Below are 23,829 nucleotides of genomic sequence, written 5' to 3' on the forward strand. Positions count from 1 at the left end.
GGCGGGCTTCGCCGGCTCAGGCGGCGACGGTGAGTCGCACCGGCTCGGTGCCGGTGGCGCTGTGCCGTTCGGCCCAGTTCTCCAGGGCCGTGCGGCAGGCGTGGTCGAGGTGGTGGACGCGTGACAGGTCCAGTTCGACCGGCCGGTCCTGCGGCAGGGCCTCCAGGCTGTCGAGGATCTTCGGCAGGCGGAGGAAGGTGGCGTTGCCCGCCAGGGTGACCTGGACGGGGCCGGCGCCCTTGTCGACGACCTCCAGCTTCACGTGCGACGCCTCCCACGCGGTCTTGGCGACGGCGAGGGCCAGTCCGATGAGGACACCTTCGAACATGTTGACCACGACGATCGACACGGCCGTGACCACCAGGATCACCGCCTCGCCGCGGTGCCCCCGCCACAGACCGGCGAGCTGGCGGAACGGGATCAGCTTCCAGCCCGCGTGCACGAGGATGCCGGCCAGCGCGGGCAGCGGGATCAGGGCGAGGACGGACGGCAGCACGGCGGCGAACAGCAGCAGCCAGACGCCGTGCATCACCCGGGACGCCTTGGTCCTGGCGCCGGCCTCGACGTTGGCGGAGCTGCGGACGATCACCGCGGTCATGGGCAGCGCGCCGAGCAGGCCGCACACCGTGTTGCCGGTGCCCTGGGCGACCATCTCCTTGTCGTACTGGGTGCGCGGCCCGTCGTGCAGCCGGTCCACGGCCGCGGCGCTGAACAGGCTCTCCGCGGACGCGATCAGCGCGAACGCGATGATCGTGCCCCAGATCGCCGGCTCGGCGAGGGTGCCGAGCGCCTCGGCGCCGGGCGGCTGGACGACGCCGAGCAGGCCCTCCACCTCGACCGTGGCGACGGGCAGGCCGAAGCCGAGCGAGGCGGCCGTCGCCAGGACCACGGCGGCGAGCGCGCCGGGCACGGACCGGACCCGTCGCGGCAGCTTCTTCCACAGCACGATGACGGCGACGGTGCCGGCGCCGATCGCGAGGGAGGCCAGGGCCCCGGTGTTCCCGAGCACGTCGGCGAAAGCCCGGGGCAGTCCCGCGATCTTGCCGAGGCCGGTGTCCGGGGCCGTGAGGCCCGCCGCCGCGTACAGCTGGCCGGCGATGATCACCAGGCCGATGCCGCAGAGCATGCCCTCGACGACGGAGACGGAGATGGCCCGGAACCAGCGGCCGATCCGGAGGAAGCCCATGGCGAGCTGGAGCAGGCCGGCGGCGAGCACGATCACGCCGAGCGTGCCGACGCCGAACTCGCTGACCGCCTCGAAGACGATCACGGTCAGGCCGGCAGCGGGCCCGGACACCTGGAGGCTGCTGCCGGCCATGGAGCCGGTGACGAGGCCGCCCACGATGCCGGTGACGAGGCCGAGTTCGGCCGGGACGCCGGAGGCGACCGCCACGCCGACGCAGAGCGGGACGGCGACGAGGAAGACGACGACGGACGCGAGGAAGTCCTGGCGCAGGTGCGGGAAGCGGCGCGGGCCGCCCGTCGCGGCCTTCACAGCGCCTCGAACGCGTCGGTGTCCGGCCGGTGGGCACGGACGGCGCCGGTGCCCACCTCGTAGTACCAGCCGTGCAGCCGGAGCCGGCCCTCGGACAGCCGCCGCGCGACGCAGGGGTACGAGCGCAGCCGCAGCATCTGGGCCAGGACGTGGTTCTGGACGGCTTCGGCGACGGCCGGGTCGGCCGGGTCGGAGCAGCGGGGTTCGCCGGCCGCGTGCGCGAGCCAGTCGCGGACGGCCGGCACGGCGGTCAGGTCGTCGCCGCGGACCAGGGCGCCGACGGCGCCGCAGTGGGAGTGCCCGCAGACGACGACGTCGCGGACGCCGAGGACCTGGACGGCGTACTCGATGGTGGCGGCCTCGCCGGTGGGGGTGCCGGAGGCGTACGGGGGGACGATGTTGCCCGCGGTGCGCAGCTCGAAGAGGTCGCCGGGGCGGGCGCCGGTGATCAGGGCCGGGACGACCCGGGAGTCGGAGCAGGTGATGAACAGGACGGCCGGGGACTGGCCCGCGGCCAGTCCGGTGAACTCCTCGGGGCGCCGGCCGAACGCGCGGGCGTGGTCGATGAGGGGCTGCATGGCGTGGTGATTCCTCCTGGCGCGCGTGGACGCGCGTCGGGTGTGTGACAGGGGTGTGGGGGGATCTGCTCCGCCCCTGTCAGCAGCGGAACACCTGGAGGGCGGCGCGGGAGGGCGTTCTGGGGTCTCTCGGCGCGGAGGTCCGTGCGGTGCCGGCGGCCGGTTCGCCGGCTCCGGCCTGCGGGGCGTGCTGCGGGACCGCCGCCACGGGCCGGTCGGCGCGCGCGGCGGCGCGGGGGGCGACCGTGCGCGCTCGCTCCCGCGCCTGGGGCGGTCCGGCCGGGTCCTGCCAGGCGGGGTGGACCCGGAGGAGGGAGGTCCCGCAGACCGGCTCGGCGCCGGGCGGGGTGAGCGCCATCTGGCCGCGGGGGGCGGGGCGCTCGGTGTACGCGTGTGCGAAGGGTTCGGTGGCGGAGAGGAACGGCGACGCGAGCAGCACGACGGCGAGGAGTGTCAGCACACACCGTGTCGCCGCTGCTCGCAACATGCGCCTTTCGCTTCCTTTTGTGCGGTTCTGCGCGTATAGCGAGAACCAACAGATGGTCAAGAGGAGGTCAAGAAGGATGCTAAGCCAGCGAGGTTGCCCACGGGGTTAACGCGAGGTTTCCACGCGAGGAGAGCCCTAAAAGCGCGGAGGATTGGCCGGATCGGATCGATCGCAAAAGCGATTCTGCAGGGTTCGCGGGCGGCAGCGGGGCGCGGGGAGGAGGTGTGCCGCCTCCCCGCGGTGGGAGGCGGCACGCGCGACTACTCGGGCATGAGGACGGTGTCGACGATGTAGACGTTGGCGTTGGCGGTCTTGACGTTGCCGCAGACGACCTTGGAGGTGTCGTTGACGGTGTACTCCTCGCCGGAGCCCTTGGTGGTGAGCGTGCCCTTCTGCAGGGTCTCGAAGCTGCCGTTCTCCAGCTGCGCCGGGGCCAGCTTCTGGCCGACGACGTGGTACGTGAGGATCTTGGTGAGGGTCGCCTTGTCGGCGAGGACCTTGTCGAGGTCCGCCTTCGGGATCTTCGCGAACGCGTCGTTCGTCGGCGCGAACACCGTGATGTTCTCGGCGTTGTTGAGGGTGTCGACGAGGCCGGCCTGCTTCACGGCGGTGACCAGGGTCGACAGCGCCGGGTTGTTCGACGCGGCGGTCGCGACCGGGTCCTGGGCCATGCCCTCGAAGGAGCCGGCCCCGTCCTCCGGCACGCCCGCGCAGGCCGGTCCGAAGGGCTGGTCGTCGGTCATCGGCGCCTCGGACGGCGTGCTCGCCGCCGTCGTCGCCTGGTCTCCGGCGGCGGCGCTGGGGGCCGTCTCGGTGTCGCCGCCGGAGTCGGTGCACGCCGCGAGGGTGAAGGGCAGCGCGGCGGCTGCGACGACGGCGATCGCGGTACGGCGGATCTTCAGGCTGTTCATGGGGGACGGCTCCTTCGGAGTGTCGGTCTTCATCGGGTTCTCTTGAGGTGTCGGGAGACGGGTGGTGCTGTCCCGGGGCGGCCCGACGACCGCCGCGGGTGGTCTAGGTGACGGTGACGAAGACGCTGTGCCGGCCGCTCGCTCCGTCGGGGACGGTCGGCGCGCGCCGTTCGGTCTGGACCTCGCCGGTGCCGTCGGTGGCGCGGACGGTGAGGGTGTGGCCGCCGGGGGTGGCGTTCCAGCGGTAGGACCACTGGCGCCAGGTGTCGACGGTGTCCTGTGCCGCGAGTTCGGCGTCCCGCCAGGGGCCGTCGTCGACGCGGATCTCGACGCGGGTGATGCCGCGGCGCTGGGCCCAGGCCACCCCGGCGACCGTGACCGGGCCGGCGGCGGCGCGGGCGAACGGCTTGGGGATGTCGATGCGGGACTGGGTCTTGATTGGTGCCCGGCGGGCCCACTTGCGCTTCACCCAGTACGGGTCGTAGGCGTCGAAGGTGGTGAGTTCGAGGGACTCGATCCACTTGCAGGCGGACACGTAGCCGTACAGACCGGGCACGAGCATCCGGACGGGGAAGCCGTGGTCGAAGGGCAGGGGCTCCCCGTTCATGCCGACGGCGAGCATCGCGTCCCGGCCGTCCATGACGTCCTCGACCGGCGACCCGAGCGTCATGCCGTCCACCGAGCGGGCCACGAGCTGGTCGGCCGCGCCGCCTCGCGACGGCGGCCTGACCCCGCACTCCTCCAGCAGGCCGGCCAGCGGGACGCCCAGCCAGCGGGCGTTGCCGAGGTAGGGGCCGCCGACCTCGTTCGAGACGCAGGTCAGCGTGATGTCCCGTTCGACGAGCGGGCGGGCCAGCAGCTGGCCGAGGGAGTACGTGCGCGGCCGGGTGACCCCGGTGCCGTGGACGCGCAGGCGCCAGGTGCCGGCGTCGACCCTGGGGACGACCAGCGCGGTGTCGACGCGGTAGAAGGCGCGGTTCGGCGTGACGAACGGGCTGACGCCGGGCACCCGGAGCTCGGCGCCGGGCGGGACCGGCGGGGCGGGCGAGGCCGGGGCGGGCAGGACCAGGCCCGCGCGGGAGGCGACGGCCCCCTGGCCGCGCCGGCCGGCCAGGAACCGGCCCAGGGCCCCCGCCGACGTCGCGGCCACGGCCGTCGCCCCGGCAGCGAGGAGGAACCGGCGCCGTGCCCGCGTACCGGCTCCGGCCTGGTCCCCGGCCGGTGCGGAAGCCGGTTCGGGCGCTGCAGCAAGTTCCGGTGCGGAAGCCGGTTCCGGCGCGGAAGCCGGTCCCGGGGCCGAAGCCGGTCCCGGGGCCGAAGCCGTTGTCGCCGCGGACACCGCTTCCGCCGCGGTCGCGAGCACGTACAGCACGGCACCCCCCGCGAGGGCCCCGGCGACGGAGGGGAGGACGTCGACGGCGCCGGCGGCGTCGGGACGGCTGAGCGCGGCGGCCGCTCCGACGGCCCCGAACAGCAGGACGCCCGCGACGGCCGCCCGCCGGTGCGACAGGGCGAGGAGGCCCAGGACGGCGGACGCCAGCGCGAGGACCGCCAGGATCCCGAGCCGCAGGACGTCCTTGTCGTCCTCGCCGAAGGCGCGGATCGCGAAGTCCTTCACCGCGGCCGGAGTACGGTCGACGACCGCGCCGCCCACGACGGTCACCGGCCCCGCCGCCGGACGCACCGGCGCGGCCACCAGCTCGGCCACGGCCAGCGCCGCGAAGGCGGCCAGGAGCCCGGCGAGCGTGCCGCGTACGGCACGGACAAGTCTGCTGCGGAAGCTGCTCACACCCGGCATTCGGCGGCCCCCGCCAAACGGATGGGTCCGTCCCCCGAACGAGTGACACGAGCCCCCCGGGCCGTACCCGACGGCAGCCGGGGACGGCGAGAGGAATCCGGCACATCCGCCGAGCCGTCCGCTCCGAAGTACGGGAGGACACACTTCGGACTCCCCTGCCGAACCGACCCCCCCGGGACGGCTCGGCAGGGCACGGACCACGACACAAGGAGCGGCATGCGATGGACGCCCCGCCCCCCGACGGCCGGCCCAGGCCGCCCCTCCGCCTCCTGCCCACGGCCGGAGCCGCGCACGTGAACCGAGCCATCCCCGTCGGCGCCGGCCGCTCCCCCGAGGCCGGCCGCGACGACCTCACCGACGTCGTGCGGCAGGTCGCCCAGGGCGACAAGGAGGCCTTCTCCACGCTCTACGACGCCCTCGCGCCCCTCGTCTTCGGCATCGTGCTCAAGGTCGTGCGCGACCGGGCGCAGTCCGAGGAGGTCGCCCAGGAGGTCATGATCGAGCTGTGGCGCCAGGCCCCCCGCTACCGGCACGAAGCCGGTTCGCTCCGGACGTGGGCGGCGACCATCGCGCACCGTCGGGCCGTGGACCGGGTCCGCTCCGCGCAGGCCGCGACCGACCGCGAGCAGGCACAGGCCGCCCGCGAGCACACCACCGCCTTCGACGAGGTCGCCGAACAGGTCGAGACCCGCCTGGAGTCCGAACAGGTACGCCGCTGCCTGCGCGGCCTGACCGAACTCCAGCGCCAGGCCGTGACCCTCGCCTACTACCAGGGGCTGACCTACCGTGAAGTCGCCGAAGCCCTGCGCACGCCCCTGCCCACCGTCAAGACACGCATGCGCGACGGGCTCATCCGGCTCCGCGACTGCATGGGGGTGACCACATGAACCACCACTCCACCGACGCCCACACCCTCGTCGCCGCGTACGCCCTCGGCGCCCTCGACGACACCGAGCGCGGGGACTTCGACGCGCACCTGCGGTCCTGCGAGGCGTGCCGGCGGGAGGCCGCCGAGTTCCGGGCCACGACGGCGCGTCTCGCCGCCGCCGTCTCCCAGCCGCCGCCCGCCGCGGTCAAGACGCGGGTCATGGCGGCCGTCGACGGCGTGCGCCAACTGCCGCCGCGGGGCCGGGCGACCGGTACGGCGCCCGCGCTCGGAGGCGCCCTCCGCCGGCGCGCGGTGCCCCTGGCGCTGGCCGCGAGCGTGGCCGCCGCCACGCTCGGCGGAGTGGCGGTGTGGCAGACGCGGGCCGGGGACGACCTCGCCGAGCAGGCCCGGCAGGCCCAGCGCCAGCTCGACGAGGTGGGCGCAGTGCTGGCGGCCCCCGACGCGCGCACCGTGCACGGCCGGGCGGCGAACGGGGCCCTGACCACCGTCGTCTCCTCCGAGGCGCGGAACAAGGCGGTCTTCAGCGCCGCGAACCTGCCCGCTCCCGGTGCCGGGCGGACGTACCAGGTGTGGCTCGACCACGACGGCACGATGCTGCCGGCCGGTCTGCTGGACCGCGACGGCACCGTGGTGCTGACCGGAGACCCGGCGGACGCGGGCGCCGTCGGCCTCACGCTCGAACCCGCCGGAGGCTCCCCCCGGCCCACCACCGCTCCCCTGCTGGTGATGGCCCTGCCCGCCTGACCCCGCCGCCGGCCCGTCCCCGTCCCTCCTCGTGTCAGTCCCGGGCGTGCCGTCCGGCGGGGAGCCGGCGGGGGTCGGCGGCGCGGGTGATGGCGGCCTCCACGGCGGTGATCCGGTCCGCGAGGAGGCCGAGGGCGGCGACGGCGCGGGCGGCCGGGTCGTCGCCCGCGCCGGCGAGGGTCCGCGCGCGGGTGTAGGCGGTGGTGATCTCGGTCCAGCGGCGGGCCTGTTCCGGGGTGAGGGTGCCGCGCAGGGCGGCGAGCTTGAGGAGGTTGGCCTCGGCGTCGGTGGTGAGGGTCTGGGCCTCCGCCGTGTAGTGGTCGTCGATCAGGGCGGCGAGTTCGGCGTCGTCCATGGCGGCCGAGATGCGGGCCGCCAGCTTGTTCATGTCGCGGTACGAGCCCTGGAGGCGGAACGGCGGCTCGGTGCGGGCGTCGTCGGCCTGCGCGGCGGAGGCGATGTACGCCTCGTTGACGGCGAGCACGGTGGTGCGGGCGGTCAGCAGGTGCCGCAGGACGGCGAGGATCCGGTCGACTTCGGCCGGGGCGTACGGGTGGGTGAGGCGGTCGCGGAGCGCGGTGGGGTCGCCGGCGGCGAGTCTGGCCAGCAGGTCGACGTCCGCGCGGTCGCGGCCGGCGAGGGGGGCGAGGTCCGGGTGGGAGGTGAGGGCGTTCTCCACGAAGCTGAAGGCGAAGGCGTCCTCCTTGCCGGTGAGGACGTCGCCGAGGTTCCACACGTCGGCGCGGTTGGCGAGCATGTCGGGGACGCGGAAGCGCCGCCCCGACTCGGTGTAGGGGTTGCCGGCCATGCAGACGGCGAAGCGCTTGCCGCGCAGGTCGTGCCCGGCGAGGCCGCGGGTGGCGTCGCAGAGGGGGATGAACTTCTGCAGGAACTCGGGCGAGCAGTGCTGGATGTCGTCCAGGTACAGCAGGACGTTGTTGCCGGCCGCGAGCGCGAAAGCGATCTTCTCCAGTTCGCGGCGGGCACCGGTGTCCGGTGCCTCCGCCGGATCGAGGGTGACGGTGTCCGGGCCGAGCGAGGGGCCGTCGACCTTGACGAGGAGCAGGCCGAGGCGTTCGGCGACGTACTCCACGAGGGTCGTCTTGCCGTAGCCGGGCGGGGACAGCAGCAGGAGCAGGCCGTGGTGGTCGGCGCGGCCGTCGCCGGCCGCGCCGAGCTGCTTGGCGAGGTTGTCGCCGACGAGCGGCAGATAGACCTCGTCGACGAGCCGGTTGCGGACGAACGAGGCCATGACGCGCGGACGGTACGCCTCCAGCCGCAGCCGGGCGCGTTCGGCCGCGACCAGTTCCGCCCTGCGCTCCTGGTAGGCCCGGAAGGCGGGGACGTCACGGGCGGCGAACTCGGCGGTGCGGTGCAGGAATTCGTCGACGCGCAGCTCCAGGGAGCCGTCGGTCAGGCGCGGATGACGGCCGAGCAGGCCGGTGACCGTGGTGCGGGTGGGGCCGTCGGCGTCGTACCGGTCGAGCGCGGGGCACAGTTCGACGGCGACGGCCTCCGCCAGGACGCCCGTCCCGGCCTGCTCTCCGGAGGCGGCGGCGTAGGCGTGCAGCCACCCCTCGACGAGCCGGCGGCGGGCCGTGACGTCCGGGAGGGCGGCGAGGTCGTCGTCGTACGCGTGACTCCCCACGGTCCTGCGGAACTTCTCCAGCAGCGTGCGGGCCTCCGCGGACACCGCGAACCCGGCCGGGGCGGAGGTCAGTTCGTCCACGAGGTACGCGGCGGCGGCCGGGTCGCCCGTCTCCTCGGCCAGTTCGCGGCGGAGCGCGTCGAGGCCGGGTGCGGCGCCGAAGAGGTCGCGGGCCCGGGCGAGGGAGGCGGCGCGGCGGTGCCAGGCGGTGCGGGCCTCGGCGGTCGCCGTGTGCGCCCAGAACAGCTGGGCGCGCGCCCGGGCCTCGGCGGGGTGGCGCAGCGGTCCGGCGCCGTCGCGCAGCCGGAGCACGGCGGTGAGGACGGTCGTCGCGTCGTGGTCGTGGACCCCGCGCTCGTACCCCTCGTCGTACGCGGCTTCCGCGGCGTGCCGGACGAGCGCGGGCAGGTCGGCGGCGGCCAGGGCGTCGGCGCCGTGCTCGGCGAGCAGGCGGGCGGCCAGGTATTCGGCGCGGTAGACGTCCGGGGACTCGGAGGGGAGGGTCCGGGTCCAGTACGGGCGGGTGGCCTGAAAGGCGGGATCGGTGACGGGGCGGCGGTAGTCGGTGCCGGTGACGACGAAGGCGAGGGCGTCGCCGTCCGGGACCAGGGTGAGCTCGGGGCGCTGCCGCTGGACGGCGAACCGGTGCCGGCCGAGGCGGAGGGTGTCGCCGCCGTCGGCGTACAGCTCGGTGCGGTCGCGCAGGGCCCGGCCGGCCTCCTGGCGGGCGGCGGCGAGCCGGCCCTCCAGTTCCCCGGCCCGCACCCGGTCGCCGAGGTCGCGCAGTTCGCCGGCGGTGCGGCGGAGCGCGGCGACCATGGGGTCGGAGGCGAAGTACGCGTGGACGTCGTCGGCGCCGTCGAGCCGGGCGGCCCGCCGTGCGACGGCGTCGAGGGTCCGGGCTGCGGACTCGGCGAGGCGTTCGGCCCGGCGGGCGCGGGCGTCGGCGAGGGTCTGGCGGCGTGCGGTGAAGGCGTCGTGGACCTCGGTCCGCTTGTCGGCGAGGTCGCGGAGGAAGCCGTCGTGGTCGGCGAACCGGGCTTCCAGGTTCTCCAGCTGGAGCAGGAGCCCGCCGAGCCGGGCGTCGCAGTCCTCGGGGGTGGCGGCGGCGGCGAGCGCGCCGGTGACCGCCTCGGCGAGCAGGGCGAACCGCGCCGTGAACTCGGCCCGTCCCTCGCGGTCGAGGAGTTCGGCGCGGCGGGCGGTCAGGACGGCCCGGGCCCGGTTGAGGCCGGCGAGGACGTCGGCGACGCGCGCGAGGACGGAGGTGCGGACGGTGGCGTCGGCGATGTCCAGGCCGGCGACGACCTCGCTGAGCGTGCGCAGCCCGAGGCCCTGCTCGTCGAGGCGTGCGGCGAGGTCGTCGGTGGCGGTGACGCTGTCGGCGCCGGCCGCGGCGGCGGCGAGCCGTTCGGCTTCCGCGGCGTGGGCGGTGAAGGCGTCCGGGCGGTGGAGGAAGGCGACCGCCCGCTGGGCGGCGGAGGCGATGTCGTCCTCGGTCCGGCGGGCCAGGGCGTCGACGGCGTCGGTGTCGGCGTACCGCAGCTCCTTGACGGTGAGGAGGCGGCCCTGGGCCCGGCGGAGGTCGGTGAGGCGGGAGATCCACTCGTCGGCGGTGGCGGGGGACTCGCCGCGGACCTGGCGGACGAGCCGGGTGAGGGTCCGCTCGGCGTCCGCGAGGGCGTCGGCGGCGCGGCCGGTGAGGGCGGCGACGGTCTCGAACTCGGCGAGGACCTGCTCGGCGGTCGTGCGCAGCGCGGCGAGCGGGGTGCCGAGGTCGCCGGTGTCCGGGTCGTGGAGCCAGTGGTGGGTGTCGGTGGCGCGGTCGCAGGCGGCGAGCAGGGCCGCGTACACGGGGCCGGTCGGGGTGGTCTCGGTGGCCTGGCGGGCGACGGCGAGGCAGTCGGAGATGCCGCGGACGAGGTCGGCGTCGCCGATCCGAGCCAGGGGTCCGGTGCCGGCCGGCGGGAGGTGGGTGTCGGCGGTGAAGGGGGTGCGCCAGAGCTGCACGGGGTGGACGCGGCCCGGCTCGGAGCCGGTCCCGCGCAGCACGGCGAGGGTCCCGTCGTCGAGCAGCGCGTGCGCGCGGCCGGTGACGGGGCGGGTGATCTCCTCGCGGACCCGGTGGTACGGGAGGAGGACGGTCCGTCCGTCGTGGGGGGCGCGGAAGACGTACAGGACGTCCTCGCCATGCGGGGAGGTGACGGAGCCGTCGTGGGCGAGGCCGGTGGTGTCGGTGTCGAAGGTCCGGACGGTGCCGTCGGCGAGGCAGTATCCGCCGGGGAAGACGACGCCGCGGTCGTCGGGGAGCCGCAGGCATGCCTGGCCGAGGGCGTCGAGGCGGACGACGGTGCCGGTGAGGGTGTGGAAGACCAGGTGGCGGACGGTCGTCTCGCGGTAGGGCAGGACGCGGACGAGGACGAGCGGGCCGACGACGGCGTGGGCGACCTCGGCGTCGGCGAGGGACTGCAGGGGGTCGTCGACGGGCTCGGTGTGGACGCCGACGGCGGTCTCGGTGTCGTTCTCGGTCTTGACGGTGAGGGTGCCGCCGACCGTGGAGACGTACAGCCGTCCGCCGAGGTCGAGGTGGGGGTGGCGGCCGGGCACGTGGTCGTCGCGGCCGGCGGCGGTCCAGGTGACGTCCTGGCCGGCCGGCGCGGGGAGGTCGCGGTCGCCGCGGGCGTCCAGGAACCGGCACTCCCCCGACGGTGTGACCGTCCAGCGCAGGACGCGCAGGTCGTCGGCCTTGTCGCCGGTGCGGAAGACGGCGAGGAGGCGTCCTTCGGCGCGGCGGAGGCGGACGAGGCGCGCGCCGCGGAAATAGCGGTGGAGGGCGGTGAACTCGCGGACGAAGTCCGGGTCGTCGAGCAGGCCGGGGAGCGCGTCCTCGGGCTGGGCGGTGAACTCGCGGTCGTACAGGGCGAAGACGTCGGCGACGCGGGGTTCCCCGGTGTCGGCGCCGGGCGGGCGGGTGCGGCCGAAGAGCAGGAGGCCGCCGACGGCCACCGCGTCGGTGAGGACGCAGGGCGTCTCGGTCCGCAGCTGCGCGGTGCCGGTGAGTTCCAGCTCGCCGGAGCCGAAGACGCGGGTCCGCTCGTCGTTCAACGCCTGGGCGCGGGCGGCCAGTTCGGCTGCCTGCTGTGTGAGCCGGTCGCGCAGGACCGCGTACGCGTCCTCGTCGACGCCGCCGTGCGTCCCGGTGGGCGCCTGCTTCGTGTCCATCGTGTGGTGCCTCTCCCCGTGTCTCCTGCGGAGGAGGGCCGGTGCCGGAACCCCCGTGTCCGGCAGCGGCCCTCCTGGTCCCGTGTGTGTCAGTGCGCCGTCGTGCCGTTGAGCGCCTGGCCGGCCGGGCCGGGCGCCGGGGCCGCCGGGTCGAGGGCGCCGGACTTCATGACCTTGGCGAGCAGCGCGGAGACGCTGAGGTTCTGGACGTCGGCCGTGGAGAGGGAGCCGAGCACCTTGGTCAGGTCCTCGGTGAAGGAGCCGTCGCCGTTCAGCCACGGTCCGGCGAGGGCCCGGGCGGTCTGCGAGTGGTCCATGAAGCCGTCGACGGACTTGCCGAGCGCGATCGACTGGACGAGCCGGTCGAGGAAGACGGACTCCCCGCCGACGATGTTGATGTCGGCGTTCTCCAGCCCGGTGGCCAGCACCGTGGCCTGGGCTTCGGCGACCTGCCGCTGGACGTCGAGGCCGGCGAGCCGGATGTCCTTCTCAGCCTCCAGGCGGAGCCGGTACTCCTCGTGGGTGCGGGACGCCTCGTCGAAGGCGGCGAAGGCGACGGCCTTCTGGTTGAGGCCCTCGGCCTCGGCCTTCAGCTTCTCGCCGATCGCGGCGGCCTCCGCGAGCGCCTTCGCCCGCAGGCCCTCGGCCTCCGCCCGGAGGCGGGCCTCGGTGGCCCCGGCCTCGGCGCGGCCGGCCTTCTCGATGGCGTCGGCCTCCTTCTCCCGGACCTGGACGGCGGCCAGTCCCTCGGCGGCGGCCTCGGCCTGGGCGCCCTCGGCGAGCCGGAGCCTGGCGCGGGCGTCGAGGTCGGCGGCCTTGTGGCGGGCCTCGGCGAGGGTCAGTTCCTCCGCGGCCCGGTGGACCGCGGCCTGTTCGGCGGCCTCGGCGGCCTTGATGTCCTTGACCAGTTTCTCCTGGGCCTCCGCCTCGGCGGCGATGACCAGGGCCTGCCGCTCGCGCTCGGCCTCCTCCACGGCGCGGAGCCGCTTGATGGACTCCTCCTGCTCGGCGACGGTCCGGTCGACGGCGACCCGCTCGCGGATGACCTCGGCGATCTCGCGGCGCTCGGCCTCGACCTCCTTCTCGGCGGCGATCCGGGTGAGTTCGGTCTCGCGGTCGCGGGCGATGACCTCCAGGAGCCGGTCCTTCTCGATCCGCTCGTTCTCGACGGCGATGACCCGCTCGCGGTTCTTCTGCGCGACGGCCACCTCGCGGGCCTGGTTCTCCCGCTGGACGCCGAGCTGTTCCTCGGTGCGGAGGAAGGCGCTCTGGGCCCGCAGCCGCTCCTCCTCGACGACCTTCGCCGTCTCGGCCTCCTCCTTGGCGCGTACGGTCTCGATCTCGCGCCGCTGCTTGATCTCGGCGTCGGCCTGGCGCCGTTCCAGCTCCAGGATGGCCTCGCGGGCGTCGACGTTCTGGCGGGTGATCTCCTTCTGCTCGTTCTGGCGGAGCTCGTTGGTGCGGACGTTCTCGGCGGCGGTGAGTTCGGTGATCTTGCGGATGCCCTGGGCGTCGAGGATGTTGCCGGCGTCGAGCTGGGTGAGCGGGGTCTGCTCCAGGTAGTCGATGGCCGCGTCCTCCAGGCTGTAGCCGTTGAGGTCGATGCCGATCAGCTCGATGATGCGGAAGCGGAGTTCCTCGCGCTTGGTGTAGAGGTCGGTGAAGTCCATCTGCTTGCCGACGGACTTGAGCGCCTCGGAGAACTTCGCGTTGAACAGCTCCTGGAGGGTGGCCTGGTCGCTCGCCCGGGCGGTGCCGATGGCCTGGGCGACCTTGATGACGTCCTCGACCGTCTTGTTGACGCGGACGAAGAACGAGATGCGGATGTCGGCGCGGATGTTGTCCCGGCAGATCAGTCCGTCGCGGCCGGTCCGGGAGATCTCGATGGTCTTCACCGAGATGTCCATGATCTCGGCCTTGTGCAGCACGGGCAGGACGACCTGGCCGGTGAAGGTGACGTCGACCTTGCGCATCTTGGAGACGATCAGCGCCTTGCCCTGCTCGACCTTGCGGAAGAGCCGGCTGAGCGTGAGGGCGACGGCGACGGCGAGGAGCAGGGCGACAGCGACGAGCGCGCCGATGCCCGCGGTGATGGCATCCATGAGAGAAGTACCCCGTGTCGGTAGGGAGTCGATGGGCGCGGCGGCTCAGGCCGGGGGCCGCGCGGGGTGCGGGCCGGGGGCGGCGCCGGGGCGCCGGGTCCGGCGGGCGGCGGCCGGACGTTTCCTCACCCGGCCGGCCAGCCACCGCGTCAGCCGCCACGAGGCGGCGAGCGCCCCGGCGAGCAGTGCGACGGAGAGCGGGAGGGACCACGGCGCGGGCAGGCCCGACCGGCCCAGCAGCAGCATGCCGGCGAGGTCGAGCAGCCATCCGGCGGCGACGAAGACCGAACCGGCCACGGCGACGGGGACGGCACCGAGGCCCAGCGCCTCCCTGTCCACGTCCGCGTCGAAGGCGTCGAGCGGCACCATCCGGCAGAGCACGAGCAGCCAGAAACCGGCCACCACGGCGAGCGCGGACGTCAGGATCAAACCGGGGAAGCCGAAGGCCGCGCCGAAGAGCTCCGCCATGCCCGCCCTCCCCCGTGCTCGCCGCTTCCGGTGCCCGGCAGCGACCCTCGCGGTGCGCCGCCGGCAGGGCCATTCTGACGCTCCGGCGCCGGCACGCGCATTGCCGGTGTCCGGCAGTCTTGACGCGTTCTTGATGCCGACGCCGCGCTCTTCGGCGCGGTGACGGGCCGTCAGAGGGGCTTTCCGGGCCAGCCGAGGAGACGGGCGCCGATGACGGCGGTCTGGAGGGTGTAGCGGCTGACCGGATCGGCGGGGTCCGCTCCGGTGAGGCGGTGGATCCGGTCGAGGCGGTAGGTGACGGCGCGCACCGAGAGGTTGAGCAGTCGTGCGGCCTGGGTGGTGACGCAGCCGCTGTCGAAGAACGCGGTCAGGGTGTCCAGGAGGGGTTCCGCGCCGCCGCGGGCGGTCTGGAGCGGGCCGAGGACGCTGCCGACGAGGTCTTCCATGGCCTGCCGGTCCCGGGTGAGGACCGGGTAGACGAGCAGGTCGGCGGCGTGCAGGACGGGGGCGTCGAGGTCGAGGCGGTCGGCGAGGTCGAGGGCGCCGAGCGCTTCCTCGTACGAGTGGACGACACCGCGCGGGCCGGGCTGGGGCCGGCCGATCGCCGCCTGCCCGCCGCCGGTGGCCGCGAACGCCTGCTTCGCGAAGTAGGTGAGGACGTCGGCCTGGTCGCCGGGGGCGACGCACACGATCCGGCCGCCCTTGGTGGTGAGCAGGATGTGCCGGTCGCCGAACCTGCCGATGAGGGCCCGTTCGACCTGCTGCGGGACCGCGTCGGCCTCGCTGTACGCACGGGGGCCCCGGGCGACGGCGACCGCGTGCGCCTGCGAGAGGCGGAGCCCGAAGCGTTCCGCGCGCTCGGCGATGCGCCCGACGTCGCTGCGGCCGTACAGCAGGTCGTCGACGAACTCGCGGCGCTCGGCCTCTTCCTGACGTACCGCCAGGCGCTGGGCACGCTCGTACCCCCCGGCGAAGGCGTCGACGGACTGCTCGACGACGGCGAGCAGGTCGAGGGTCGTCCGCCGGGACAGCGGGCGCTCGGGCCAGGCGTCGCGGACGGCCGCGAGGTGCCGGCCGATGAGGGCGCGCAGGGCCAGGCCCTCGCCGGCGGCGCGCTCCCCCGCCTCCCGGCGGCGTTCCAGCTCGTCCCGGTTCAGCCGCCGGCCGGTGGCCGCGACGTCCGCGAGCAGCCGCTCGTACTCCTCCACGTCCCCGTCCTTCATCTCCCCGCCCCTGGTGCTCGCCGCGGACGGCCGCGAACGCATGATCCTACTGGTCAGGGCGGTGGCGCGCCGACCCCGGCGGTGCCCGGACCCGGCGGGCCGCGGCCGACCACCCGCACCGGCGCGCACCCCGGCGCTCGCTCCCGCGGCATCAAGAACGCGTCAAGACTGCCGTCCTCCGGCAGTGAACGCCTCCGCCCCGGCCTGCCACCATGGCGGGGGCGGCGGGAACGGGACGGTGGCCGGACGGGCGGTCACGGCGCGCGCGCCACGGGGGTGGGGACATGGTCGCGGTACCGGGTCAGGGGCGGACTCCGCAGGAGGCCGACGGGCACATGGTGGTGTGCGGGGACGACGGGCTGTCGCGGCGGCTCGCGGTGGAGCTGCGGGAGGTGTACCGCCGGCGGGTGGTGCTCGTCGTCCCCGCCGACGAGGCGGAGGAGCAGGCGGCCGGTCCGCCCGCCGCCGACCGGCCCGACTCCTCCGGCGGGGTGCTGCCCTTGCGTGTGGAGACGGCGGAGAGGCCGACGGCGTCGGTGCTGCTCCGGGCCGGAGTGGACCGGGCCGCCGCGCTCGCGCTGCTGTACGAGGACGACGAGACGAACCTGCGGGCCGCGCTCGCCGCGCGCCGGCTCAACCCGGGGCTGCGGCTCGTCGTCCGCATGTACAACCGGAAGCTCGGCCACCATCTGGAGGAGCTGCTCGACCAGGCCGCCCTGGTGGCCGCGCCGGGCGGCGACCGCGCCGTCCTCGACGCGTCCACCACCGTGCTCTCCGACGCGGACACCGCCGCGCCGGCGCTGGTGGCGACCGCCGTCGCCGACACCAACAAGGTCCTCCAGGCCGACGGTCTGCTGCTGCGCGCGGCCGAACGCCCGCCGTCCGCCCGGGGCGAGGTGCCCGACCCGGGCCTGTGCACCCTGGCCCTGCTGTCGTCCACGCCGGCCGACCCGTCCGGCAGCGAGGGCTCGGAGGCGAGCGGCGCGCAGGGGCCGGAGCTGCTGCCGGACGACCGGGCCGTGCGGGGCTCGGCCGGGCGCGGCACCGTCGTCCTCGAAACGGTCCGGCGTACGGGCCCGGTGCCGCCGCCGCGGCGGCTCGCCCGGCGCGGCGCCCCGCTCGGCGAGGTGTTCTCCGCGCGGCTGCGCTGGTCGCTCGCCGGCATCATCGCGGCGGTGGTGGGCCTCACCGCCACCACCGCGGCGCTGACCGACGCCGACCCCGTCCACGCGGCGTACCTGACCCTGCTGGACCTGTTCTCGATCAACGACCCGGCGCTGGACGAGTCGCGGACCCGGCAGGTCCTCCAGCTCCTGTCCGGTCTGCTGGGTCTCGCCCTGCTGCCGCTGCTCGTCGCGGGCGCCCTGGAGGCGCTCGGCGTGTTCCGTACGACCGGAGCGCTGCGCCGCCCGCCGCGCGTCCTGTCCGGGCACGTCGTGCTGCTGGGTCTCGGCAAGATCGGCGCCCGGGTCCTGGCCCGGCTGCGGGAGCTGGACGTCCCGGTGGTGTGCGTGGAGCAGGACCCGGACGCGCGCGGCATCGCGCTGGCCCGCGACCTGGGCGTGCCGGTGGTCCTGGGGGACGTCACCGAGGACGGCGTCCTCGACGCGGCCCGGATCCGGCGGGCCGACGCGCTGCTGGCCCTGACCAGCTCGGACACCACCAATCTGGAGGCGACGCTCGCGGCCCGGGCGCTCCGCGGCGACCTGCGGGTGGCGCTGCGCCTGTACGACGACGACTTCGCCGCTGCCGTCTACCGCACGCTGCGGGCCGCGCACCCGGACGCGGTCACCCGCAGCCGCAGCGTCACGCACCTCGCCGCCCCGGCGTTCGCGGGGGCCATGATGGGCCGTCAGATCCTGGGTGCGGTCTCCGTCGAGCGGAAGGTGCTGCTGGTCGCGGCGCTCGTCGTCGCGGGGCATCCGCAGCTGGAGGGCCGGACCGTCGCGGAGGCGTTCCGGCCGGGTGCGTGGCGGGTCATCGCGCTGGACATCACCCGCCCGGAGCTCCGCTCGCCGGACCTCGCGCACACCGGTCACGACACCCGCCACCCTTCCCTCCTCTGGGACCTGCACCCGGGCCACGTCCTCCACCCCACGGACCGCGTCGTGATCGCGACCACCCGGCGCGGCCTGGCGGAACTCCTCGGCGACGCGCCGGAGGGCAGTCCACCGGTCCGGCCCAGGTGAGATCCAGCCACGAGCGAACACATGGCCGATTGCTGACGCAATCGATCTGACACACCCTGCGAACAACTGCCCTCAATGGCCCGACGGCCCCCAACTCGCCTCTACAGCACCGATTTAGGACACTATCTCCCATTCATCGTCACGTGATGTTGTTGAATCATCACCGAGAATGAGATCGAACGTGTGACCTCGTTCACACGGGATCGACTTCCGGCGAGGGTGATTTGCCTGCGCGAAGGGACTGCCGGTGAGTGCGCCGCACCGGCCGGCCCCCACCCGCTCCCGTCGGCCGCGCGGACCGCGCCCAGGCGCCGCGAGAGCGGCATCATTGCCGGTCACGGCGGCATCACTGCCGGTAGTGGCGGCATCGGCGGACACGCTCCCGCACCTCCGCGCCACCGGCCGCCCGCCGTCGCTCGCGGCAAGACCCGGAGCGGCGAGGACCGTCAGCGCCGGGACGCCGCGGAAGCGGCGCGCCGCGCGGTCAACTTGCCTGGTCCGGGGCCTTGTTCGCGTCATGCGCCCAGTGTTGGGCCGGGGCCGGTTCCGCCACATGAGTACGCGTACTCAAACCCCGTCCCCCGCACGGCACTTCTTCACTGCTGCAAGGAACCAGAACCAAGTTCGGTTCCCTACAGACCACTTGTCGCCATGATCAGCGCGGGTCTACGTTCCGCAGCGATCAAGCAACACACCTACGACACGAGGGGGGACTCGTGCGCAAGACAGCCCTGCCTGTCATGGCCGCGCTCTCCATGGCGCTCATGCTTCCGCAGCCGAGCGCCGGAGCCGCCGTCTTCCAGCAGCCGCAGGCCGCGGCCACCACCGTCGACCCGCCGCTGGCCGACGGGGAGATCCAGCAGGTCGGTCCCGGCCTGTACTCCACCGCGGAGAAGTCCTTCGAGCTGTACGAGACCGATGTGGCCGAGGGCCTCATGGGCCGTACCCACACGGTGACCGAGGGCGCGGACGGCGTCGCCCGGCCCGAGTCGGCGCCCGCCACCCGCCCGGACCAGGGCGTCTTCGGCCCCGGCTGGGAGGCCGGCTTCCTCGGCGGCCAGATCAACCGCAAGCTGGAGCAGAAGGCCGACTCCGTCGTCGTCACCGACCTCGACGCCAAGGTCTCCGTCTCGTACGCGCTGAAGAGCAGCGTCGACTACCCGAGCGGCGGCGGCGTCAAGAAGTACGAGACGGCCGGCGGCGACAAGCTGACCGAGACCACGACGTACAACGAGGCCACCGGCACCCTGGTGACCACCGCGGTCGAGACCCTCGCCGCGGCCACCGGCACTCCGGACACCGACGTGACCGGCGACGCGGACGCCGGTTCGCCCGTCGGGGTCGCCGGCCTCACCGCCACGTACAACTGGAAGCAGGTGGCGCCCGGCACCGACAAGTGGCGGGTCACCAGCCTCGGCAACCTCGCCGACGGCGCCACCGCCACCATCACGTACGACACCAAGGGCCGGGTCTCCACGGTCAGCGAGCCCGCCACCGCCGACGCCCCCGCGCAGTCGGTGACGGTCCGCTACTCGACCGCGACCACGGCCACCTCCACCGCGCTCGGCGAGTACACGGGCCGCGCCAAGGAGATCGTCCTCACGTCCGGCGCCACCACCCAGACCCTGGCGCGCTACGCGTACGACGCCTCGGGCCTGCTGCGCAACGTGACCAACCCGGTCGAGGGCACCGACCCGGTCGCCTCGTACGCCTACGACACCACGGGCCGTGTCTCCGACATCGCCTCGCCGTCCGGCGGTGAATGGGACCTGACCTTCCCGGCCGACTCGGCCGCCCCGAACGCCGCGCCCGTCGGCACCGACCTGCCGTCCTCCACCGAGCCGCTGCAGGGCCCGGCCGGCGACGGCACCGCGACCGCGCCCCCGGCCGGCGACTTCACCACCGGTGAGATCACCGACCCGCAGGCGTACCCGCGCTACTGCAACCGCGCCACCGAGTGGATGTGGTACCTCAACCGCGGCTGCGTCGCCTGGGCCGCGCACTACGGCTGGCACTGGCCGGTCTTCCGGTACACGCCGACCAACTTCCGCGTGGCGGGCATCCGCAACGACGGCTGCAGCACCCCCGGCCCGAACATCAGCCGCCCGGGCGGCTTCAACTTCCGCGCCGCGTGTGACACCCACGACTACGGCTACGGCCTGATCGGCAACACGTACAAGGGCTACAAGTACTACCTCGACCGCAGCAAGAAGTCGAACGTCGACAACGCCTTCTACACCACGATGAAGACGCACAGCTGCAAGGCGTACAACATCTTCGTGCGCTGGCGCTGCAACTCCTACGCCTACGTCTACCTGAAGGCCGTGGCGTGGAAGGGCAACCCGAAGAACGGCGCCAACGCGACCTGATCGCACTCGCCCTAACGGGCCGGGCGGCGGACCCCTTCCGCCGCCCGGCCCGCTCCACCAGGGGCCCTCGCCGCCCCCGCAATCCTCCCGCTCCCCGGGCTGCGCCCTGACGCGCCCCCTGCGCTCACCGAGGCACGATGAAGAGAACGATCTGGGCGACGGTCGTCACCGCGATGACGGCCGTGACCCTCGGCGTCGCCGCGATACCGGCCCACGCCACGACCCCGCAGACCGCCGCCGCGGCGGCCGGCGCCACGACCGACCCGGTCGACCCGCCGCTCTACGACCGGACGGCGACCGGCGGCACGGTCCGCGTCAACGTCGTCACGGAGAGCCTGGCGGACGTCGCCGACGCGGCCACCGCCGGCGAGAAGAAGCAGGAGTTCGAGACCGTCCCCGTGGTCACCCTCACGGTGGACCGGGCCGGACTCGACTCGCTCGCCGCCAAGCCGGGCGTCGTCAGCGTCACCGAGGACAAGGTCGAGCCGCCGACCCTCGACCAGAGCGTCCCGCTGATCGGCGGCGACGACGCCATCGCGGCGGGCAAGACCGGCACCGGCCAGGCGATCGCCGTCCTGGACACCGGAGTCGAGACCGGCCACCCGTTCCTGAAGGGCCGGGTCGTGGCCGAGGCGTGCTTCTCGCCGAGCGACCCCGAGAGCGGCATCGCGAGCCTCTGCCCCAACGGCACCGACGCCCAGGTGGGCACCGGCGCCGCCGACACCTCGGCCGGGCCCTGCGCGACCATGGCCGCCTGCGACCACGGCACCCACGTGGCCGGCATCGCCGCGGGCAACGGCACCGGCCTCGCCGGCGCGCCCAAGACCGGCGTGGCGCCCGCCGCCCAGATCGTCGCCGTCCAGGTCTTCAGCCAGTTCACCACCGAGGAGTTCTGCGGTGGTGCCGCCCCCTGCGTGGGCAGCTTCCAGAGCGCCCAGCTGAAGGGCCTGGAGCACGTGCTGAAGCTCAAGCAGGCCGGCACGCCGATCGTGGCCGCCAACCTCAGCCTCGGCAACGGGCGTTACACCACCCCCTGCGACACCGAGCTGCGCAAGCAGCTCGTGGACAACCTGCTGACCGCCGGCGTGGCCACCGTGATCGCGGCCGGCAACAACGGGCACACCGACGCGGTGAGCATGCCCGGCTGCATCTCCTCCGCCGTCACGGTCGGCTCGACCACCGACGACGACGAGCTGTCCGCGTTCACCAACCGGGGCCCGCTGCTCGACGTGTTCGCGCCCGGCACCGGCATCGTCTCGTCCGTCCCCGGCGGCGCGTACGCCGCCAAGAACGGCACCTCCATGGCCACGCCGCACGTCGCCGGCGCGTACGCGGTGCTGAAGCAGGCCTTCCCGACCAAGAGCGTCGCCGACCTGACGGCCCTGCTGAAGAGCAGCGGCCGGGGCATCGTCTACACCGGCGCCACCACCCCGCGGCTCGACCTCGGCACCGCCGTCACCGGCGGCGGCACTCCCCCGAAGCCGGCCGGGATGACCGACTTCAACGGCGACGGCGCGGAGGACATCGCGATCTCCGACCCGCAGGCCACCGTCGGCACCGACGCCAAGGCCGGCCTGATCCGGGTCGTGTACGGCGCCGGCAAGGGCACCGCGGAGATCAGCCAGGACCTGGACTGGGTGCCCGGCGGCTCCGAGGCGGAGGACTACTTCGGCGAGACGCTCGCCACCGTCGACTGGAACAAGGACGGCTTCACCGACCTGGTCGCCGGCACCCCGAGCGAGACCGTCGGCACCGCCGACAACGCGGGCTTCGTCGACATCCTGTACGGCGCGGCCGGCGGCCTCGGCGCGGGCACGCTGAAGGCCACGCACCTGGAGCAGGGCCTCGGGACCAGCGGTCTCCTGGCCTCGACGTCCGAGGCGGGCGACCGCATGGGCCACCGGATCGCCGCCGCGGTGAACGACGCCGGCCGGCCGTACCTGATCATCGGCGTACCCGGCGAGACCATCGGCACCGCCACCCAGGCGGGCGCGGTGTTCTACGTGCACGGCACCACCAGCCTCGCCGTGAACCAGGGGTCGCCGGCCGTGCCGGGCGAGCCCGAGACCGGCGACCTGTTCGGCTGGTCCGTGGCCGCCGACCAGAACTACATCGCCATCGGCTCCCCGAACGAGGCCCTGGGCACCACGGCGAAGGCCGGCGGCGTCGCCATCCTCGACGCCAACCGCTTCGACTCCGGCGGCCGGCCGCTGCCGCTCGCCGGGCTCGACCAGGACAACGCCGCGATCTCCGGCGGCTCCGAGGCCGGCGACCAGTTCGGCTACGCGGTGGCCATGGCCCCCTTCCGGGCCAGCGGCACCACGTCCGCCGCCGAGTCGATCCTGGCGATCGGCTCGCCCGGCGAGAGCGTGACGGTCGGCACCGAGGACCGCGCCAACGCGGGCCGCGTGGTGCAGATCCGCATCAAGCCCGACGGCACCTGGAGCTACCTGCGCGAGCTCAAGCAGGGCACCGCGGAGGACGACGTGTCGGGCACCTCGGAGGTCGGCGACCGGATGGGCGAGGCCCTCACCGCCGTCAACACCGCGCCCGGCTCGGTGAGCACCGTGGCGTCCATGCGGCTCGCCGTCGGCACGCCCGGCGAGGACCTGGGCACCGCCGCGAACGCGGGTGCGGTCCACACGTTCTCGCTCGCCGGATCGGCCGGCCCGAACGACCGCTGGATCGAGGCCGGTGACGGCGACGGCATCCCCGGCCCGCCGGGCGCCAACCAGTACGTGGGCCGGTCGATCCACTTCACGGCGACCAAGCTGTACGTGGGCATGCCCTCCGGACCGCTGGCCACCGGCGCGCTCTACGCGCTGCCGATGTCCAACGTGACGCAGGGCGGCACGGTCGCCCCGACCACCGCGTACAAGCCCGGTTCCGGCGGCCTCCCGGCCAACGGCGTGGCGTTCGGCTACTCGGCGCGCTAGCCGGCGCACGCACGGCGCGGCCCCGGAGGCACCTGCCTCCGGGGCCGTCCCGTTCCGTCCGCACCATGGCCGGACGGCACGGGTCCGCTAGGCGCCGGCCACCAGCATCCCGCCCATGGTCAGCATGGTCGCCGCGACCAGGCCGTCCAGGACCCGCCACGCCTTCGGGCGGGACAGGATGCCGCTGAGCAGCCGGGCGCCGAAGCCGAGCGCGAAGAACCAGGTGAGGCTGGCGAGCGCGGCGCCGACGCCGAACGCCCAGCGCAGGTCGCCGCGGTCGGAGGCGAGGGTGCCGAGCAGCAGCACGGTGTCCAGGTAGACGTGCGGATTGAGCCAGGTCATCGCGAGGCAGGTCAGCACGGCCCGGCGGGCCGAGCCGGCGTCAGGGCCGGCGGCGGTCAGGGCGGCGGCCGGGTCGGGGCGCAGGACGCGCCGGGCGGCGAGGAGTCCGTAGCCGAGCAGGAACGCGCCACCCGCCAGGCCCACGGCGGTCAGCGCCGCCGGCCACGCCGTGACGACCGCCCCGACCCCGGCCACGCCCAGCGCGATCAGCACCGCGTCCGACACCGCGCAGATGGCGACCACCGCGAGCACCGCGTGCCGGCGCGCGCCCTGGCGCAGGACGAAGGCGTTCTGGGCGCCGATGGCGACGATGAGGGAGAGGCCGGTGCCGAATCCGGCGACGACGGCGGCGAGGAGGCTGCTGGTCATGGCCTCGACCGTAGGAAAATCAGCGGGATGAGTACAGCTAAAGATTCTTAGGTAGCCTT

At 74.5% G+C, this 23,829-nt stretch carries 15 protein-coding genes; 5 read left to right on the plus strand and 10 right to left on the minus strand.

Annotated features, from left to right (window positions below; genetic code table 11):
- Window positions 1–16 precede the first annotated feature (16 nt).
- From ACFVQZ_RS00695 to ACFVQZ_RS00715, 5 genes are all read right to left on the minus strand, one after another.
- Window positions 17–1,495 carry a SulP family inorganic anion transporter gene (locus ACFVQZ_RS00695; protein ID WP_383618543.1) on the minus strand — a complete coding sequence of 493 codons (1,479 nt, stop codon included), beginning with the start codon at window positions 1,493–1,495 and terminating at the stop codon, window positions 17–19.
- Window positions 1,492–2,073 (minus strand): carbonic anhydrase, encoded by a 582-nt coding sequence (locus tag ACFVQZ_RS00700; RefSeq protein ID WP_383618544.1) that lies wholly within the window; start codon window positions 2,071–2,073, stop codon window positions 1,492–1,494. The genes ACFVQZ_RS00695 and ACFVQZ_RS00700 overlap by 4 nt, the downstream gene beginning before the upstream one ends.
- Window positions 2,074–2,152: 79 nt before the next feature.
- Window positions 2,153–2,560: a hypothetical protein gene (locus tag ACFVQZ_RS00705; RefSeq protein WP_321192847.1), complete on the minus strand. Its 408-nt coding sequence runs from the start codon at window positions 2,558–2,560 to the stop codon at window positions 2,153–2,155.
- Window positions 2,561–2,820: 260 nt separating this feature from the next.
- Window positions 2,821–3,471, minus strand: a complete 651-nt coding sequence (locus ACFVQZ_RS00710) for a fasciclin domain-containing protein (protein WP_030495374.1) — start codon at window positions 3,469–3,471, stop codon at window positions 2,821–2,823.
- Window positions 3,472–3,574: 103 nt separating this feature from the next.
- The gene (locus tag ACFVQZ_RS00715; RefSeq protein WP_383618545.1) at window positions 3,575–5,269 is read right to left on the minus strand and encodes a molybdopterin-dependent oxidoreductase; all 1,695 of its coding nucleotides are present in this window, start codon (window positions 5,267–5,269) and stop codon (window positions 3,575–3,577) included.
- Window positions 5,270–5,562: 293 nt separating this feature from the next.
- Here ACFVQZ_RS00715 and sigK point away from each other — a divergent pair, with 293 nt between their 5' ends.
- Both sigK and ACFVQZ_RS00725 read left to right on the plus strand, forming a co-directional pair.
- Entirely contained in the window at window positions 5,563–6,156 is a 594-nt protein-coding gene (sigK, locus tag ACFVQZ_RS00720; RefSeq protein ID WP_383619513.1) for an ECF RNA polymerase sigma factor SigK, read from the plus strand.
- Window positions 6,153–6,902, plus strand: a complete 750-nt coding sequence (locus tag ACFVQZ_RS00725; RefSeq protein ID WP_030493255.1) for an anti-sigma factor — start codon at window positions 6,153–6,155, stop codon at window positions 6,900–6,902. Before sigK ends, ACFVQZ_RS00725 begins: the two co-directional genes overlap by 4 nt.
- Before the next feature lie 34 nt (window positions 6,903–6,936).
- On the opposite strand, the gene ACFVQZ_RS00730 is transcribed toward ACFVQZ_RS00725, so the two are convergent.
- From ACFVQZ_RS00730 to ACFVQZ_RS00745, 4 genes are all read right to left on the minus strand, one after another.
- Window positions 6,937–11,772: a DNA repair ATPase gene (locus ACFVQZ_RS00730; protein ID WP_383618546.1), complete on the minus strand. Its 4,836-nt coding sequence runs from the start codon at window positions 11,770–11,772 to the stop codon at window positions 6,937–6,939.
- 89 nt (window positions 11,773–11,861) lie between these two features.
- The gene (locus ACFVQZ_RS00735; protein ID WP_383618547.1) at window positions 11,862–13,874 is read right to left on the minus strand and encodes a flotillin family protein; all 2,013 of its coding nucleotides are present in this window, start codon (window positions 13,872–13,874) and stop codon (window positions 11,862–11,864) included.
- 45 nt (window positions 13,875–13,919) lie between these two features.
- Window positions 13,920–14,342 (minus strand): hypothetical protein, encoded by a 423-nt coding sequence (locus ACFVQZ_RS00740; RefSeq protein ID WP_051787524.1) that lies wholly within the window; start codon window positions 14,340–14,342, stop codon window positions 13,920–13,922.
- 170 nt (window positions 14,343–14,512) lie between these two features.
- Entirely contained in the window at window positions 14,513–15,565 is a 1,053-nt protein-coding gene (locus ACFVQZ_RS00745; protein ID WP_030493251.1) for a helix-turn-helix domain-containing protein, read from the minus strand.
- 284 nt (window positions 15,566–15,849) lie between these two features.
- On the opposite strand from ACFVQZ_RS00745, the gene ACFVQZ_RS00750 reads away from it, so the two are divergent.
- From ACFVQZ_RS00750 to ACFVQZ_RS00760, 3 genes are all read left to right on the plus strand, one after another.
- Window positions 15,850–17,754: a potassium channel family protein gene (locus ACFVQZ_RS00750; protein WP_383618548.1), complete on the plus strand. Its 1,905-nt coding sequence runs from the start codon at window positions 15,850–15,852 to the stop codon at window positions 17,752–17,754.
- Between the two features lie 716 nt (window positions 17,755–18,470).
- Window positions 18,471–20,123, plus strand: a complete 1,653-nt coding sequence (locus ACFVQZ_RS00755; protein WP_051787521.1) for a phospholipase A2 — start codon at window positions 18,471–18,473, stop codon at window positions 20,121–20,123.
- A 137-nt stretch (window positions 20,124–20,260) separates the two neighbouring features.
- Window positions 20,261–23,059 (plus strand): S8 family serine peptidase, encoded by a 2,799-nt coding sequence (locus ACFVQZ_RS00760; RefSeq protein ID WP_383618549.1) that lies wholly within the window; start codon window positions 20,261–20,263, stop codon window positions 23,057–23,059.
- Window positions 23,060–23,146: 87 nt separating this feature from the next.
- Here ACFVQZ_RS00760 and ACFVQZ_RS00765 read toward each other — a convergent pair whose 3' ends face one another.
- Window positions 23,147–23,770: a LysE/ArgO family amino acid transporter gene (locus ACFVQZ_RS00765; protein ID WP_030493247.1), complete on the minus strand. Its 624-nt coding sequence runs from the start codon at window positions 23,768–23,770 to the stop codon at window positions 23,147–23,149.
- Window positions 23,771–23,829: the final 59 nt, after the last annotated feature.

The sequence above is a fragment of the Streptomyces sp. NPDC057854 genome (assembly GCF_042797055.1).
Classification (GTDB): domain Bacteria; phylum Actinomycetota; class Actinomycetes; order Streptomycetales; family Streptomycetaceae; genus Streptomyces.